General features: G+C 60.7%; 3 protein-coding genes. 2 read left to right on the top strand and 1 reads right to left on the bottom strand.

Annotation, left to right across the window (positions count from 1 at the left end):
- Positions 1–508, top strand: a 508-nt coding sequence (locus QVP03_RS03840; protein WP_288210626.1) for an Hsp70 family protein, incomplete at its 5' end; no start/stop codon positions are given.
- Between the two features lie 91 nt (positions 509–599).
- Here QVP03_RS03840 and QVP03_RS03835 read toward each other — a convergent pair.
- Positions 600–1,478, bottom strand: a complete 879-nt coding sequence (locus tag QVP03_RS03835; protein WP_022332277.1) for a DMT family transporter — start codon at positions 1,476–1,478, stop codon at positions 600–602.
- Between the two features lie 147 nt (positions 1,479–1,625).
- Between QVP03_RS03835 and QVP03_RS03830 the strand changes: the two genes are divergently transcribed.
- The coding region (locus QVP03_RS03830; protein WP_410511449.1) for a SecDF P1 head subdomain-containing protein at positions 1,626–3,266 on the top strand (1,641 nt) is incomplete at its 3' end.

Raw genomic sequence — 3,266 nt, 5'->3', positions numbered from 1 at the left:
CGCCAACGGTATTCTGAACGTCTCGGCCAAGGACAAGGGCACGGGCAAGGAGCAGAAGATCCGTATCGAGGCTTCTTCGGGCCTTACCGAGCAGGAGATCCAGCGTATGCGCGACGAGGCCAAGGCCAACGAGGCCAAGGACAAGGAGGAGAAGGAGCGTATCGACAAGATCAACGCCGCCGACTCGAACATCTTTGCCACGGAGAAGCAGCTCAAGGAGTATGGCGACAAGCTCCCCGCAGACAAGAAGTCCGCGATCGAGGGCGCGCTGGCCAAGCTGAAGGAGGCACACAAGAACGCCGACGTGGCGGCCATCGACACGGCCATCGCCGAGCTGAACGCCGCATGGCAGGCTGCATCGCAGGACATCTACGCACAGCAGCAGGCGCAGGGCGCACAGCCCGGGGCCGATGCCGGCCAGTCGCAGTCGCAGGCCAATGCCGGCGGCGCGTCGAATGGCGGCGACAGCTCTCAGCCCGAGGACGTTGAGTTCGAAGAGGTGAAGTAATACGCGAAGTGTTCGGGGCACTTCAGCCGCAAGGCTTTCCTATAAATTCCCAGGGGTGCGATCCGGTTTTCCGGGTCGCACCTTTTTTTGCCTATCCCCGTTCCGCCCGCCACATGCCGTAGAGGATCAGTGCTGCGCCTGCCAGTGCCGCGGGGGTGATGCGCTCGCCGATGCAGGCCGCCGCCGTGATGATCGTCACCAACGGGTTGAAATAGATGTAGTTGGTCGTGCGCACGGCTCCCAGCCTGTGCATCGCGGCGTTCCACAGGACATAGCAGAGCATCGAGGCTACGATCCCCAGGAACAGCAGGTTGTCCCACACGGCGGGGCGGGCCAACACCTCTGAAGTGATCGAAAAAGGCTGGAAAACGAATACCGGCAGGATGGTCAGCAGCCCGTAGAAGAATACCTTGCGGGTGATGAATACGGCAGGGTAGCGGCCGCCGATGCGTTTGATGACCAGCGAATAGACCATCCACAGCAGCGCCGCCGACAATGCCAGCATGTCGCCTCGGGGTGAGAGCCGGAGCACGAAGCGTCCGTTGAGGACGACCAGCACCATGCCTGCGAACGCCAGCGCAGAACCCATGGCCTGCCGCCGCGTCATCCGTTCGCCGCGGTAGAGCAGGCTCAGCAGTACGGCCGTCCATACGGGCGCCGTGCAGACGATCAGCGAGACGTTCGACGCCGGGGCGTATTCCAGCGCCATGTTTTCGGTCAGGAAATAGAGCGAGCCGCCCGTGATCCCCGCTACTGCCAGCGTCATTTCGTCACGCCATCCCGATGCCCACAACCGCCTGCCGGACAGGGGCCAGATGCAGATGTAGGCCATGGCGAACCGCAGCAGGAATATCTCCGCCGGGGTCAGCGAATTGGCGATGAGCACCTTCGTCGAAACGAACGTCGCTCCCCATACTGCCACGCTGAAGAGCGCCGCAAGGTGGTACTTGTACTCCGTATATTTTATCATACGGCTTCAAAATTACAGTTTTTTTATCTTCCCGACGCAAATCTTAATTCGTTATTTCCGATTTTCAATTCTTTTTTCCTATCTTTGCGTGCTATTATGCGTAATGACAATAATTACAACAGATAATAACAAAATTTTTCAACTCAAATGCAAAGTAAAGGTGCTATTAAATTACTCGCAGTCCTTTTGGCGCTTGCGTGTGTTTACCAGCTCTCCTTCACGTTCAAGACGCGGAGCGTAGAGAAGAAGGCGTCGGAGTACGCCGCGCAGTTCCCCCTCGACCAGCAGGGCGAGGCCGAACAGCATTACCTCGATTCGGTTCAGAATCTTGGTGTTTATAACCTCGGGTTCAAGAAGTTCACCTACAAGGAGTGCAAGGAGAAGGAACTGAACCTGGGTCTCGATCTCAAGGGCGGTATGAACGTCATGCTGGAGGTGCAGGTCGAGGATGTCGTCAAGGCGCTCGCCGGCGACAGCCAGAACGATCCCGCCTTCGTCGGCGCCATCGCCGAGGCCAACGCGGCCCTGAAGGACGGCACCTCGAAAGACTATATTTCCGACTTCGTGAAGGCCTACCAGCGCCTTTCGAACGGCGGTTCGCTGGCTGCGATCTTTGTCAGCCCCGACCGCAAGGACATCACGCTCGAAAGTTCCGATGCCGACGTCGAGAAAATCCTCAAGAAGGAAACCGATGCCGCCATCGCCGCTTCGTTCAACGTCCTGCGCAGCCGTATCGACCATTTCGGCGTTACGCAGCCCAACATCATGCGTCTGCCCAACTCGCACCGCATCCTGGTCGAGCTGCCGGGCGTGAAGGAGCCGCAGCGTGTGCGCGACCTGTTGCAGGGTACCGCGTCGCTCGAATTCTGGCTGACCTACGATGCCCGCGAGGTGCTTCCCGCACTGGCTGCCGCCGATAAGCTCATCAAGGCCGAGTTGGCCGAGCTTCCTGCCGCCACGCAGCCCGAGACCGCATCGGCCGAAGCCGAGGCCGTCGGTGAGCAGACCGCTTCCGGCGACGCCGCAGGCCTGATCGCCGAGATCGGCGCCGATTCCGTTGCCGCTGCCGGGCAGGTGGACGCAGGCCGCTACGACCGTACGCAGAACCCGCTGCTGGCCGTGCTCGACCCGAATGAGGCGGGTGGTGCCGCCATCGGTGCCGCCTATAAGGCCGACATGGCCGCCGTCAACGAATACCTGGCGAACCCCGCGGTGCGCGAGCTCTTCCCGGCCGACATCGACTTCAAGTGGGGTGTCAAGGGCGACGATAAGATCGACGGCCGCTACTACCTCTATGCCATCAAGGTTTCCACGCCCGACGGCAAGGCTCCGCTGGACGGGTCGGTCGTGACGAGCGCCACCGAGCAGTACGCCCAGCGCGGCGCTACGGCCGAGGTGTCGATGACCATGAACGGCGAGGGTACGCAGGAGTGGGCGCGCCTGACGGGCGAGAACATCGGCAAATGCATCGCCATCGTCCTCGACGGGTACGTATATTCCGCACCCCGCGTGAACACCAAGATCGACAAGGGTTCCTCGCAGATCACGGGCGACTTCACGATTCAGGAGGCGAAAGACCTTGCCAACGTACTCAACTCGGGTAAGGTTCCCGCTCCGGCCAAGATCATCCAGGATACCGTCGTGGGCCCCTCGCTGGGTCAGGAGTCGATCAACGCGGGTATGCTCTCGTTCGTGATCGCCTTCATCCTCGTGCTGCTCTACATGGGCCTGTTCTACAAGACCGCAGGCTGGATGTCCGACGTCGCCCTGCTGACCAACGTCTTCCCC

Source organism: Alistipes sp. CAG:29, from assembly GCF_000435435.1.
GTDB lineage: Bacteria > Bacteroidota > Bacteroidia > Bacteroidales > Rikenellaceae > Alistipes > Alistipes onderdonkii.
The sequence above is the reverse complement of the archived record's forward strand: the minus strand, read 5'-3'. Positions and strand labels throughout refer to the sequence as shown.

Bases quoted from the DNA above. Each gene is read 5' to 3' on its own strand.
- QVP03_RS03835 (WP_022332277.1), bottom strand. From the start codon at position 1,478: ATGATAAAATATACGGAGTACAAGTACCACCTTGCGGCGCTCTTCAGC.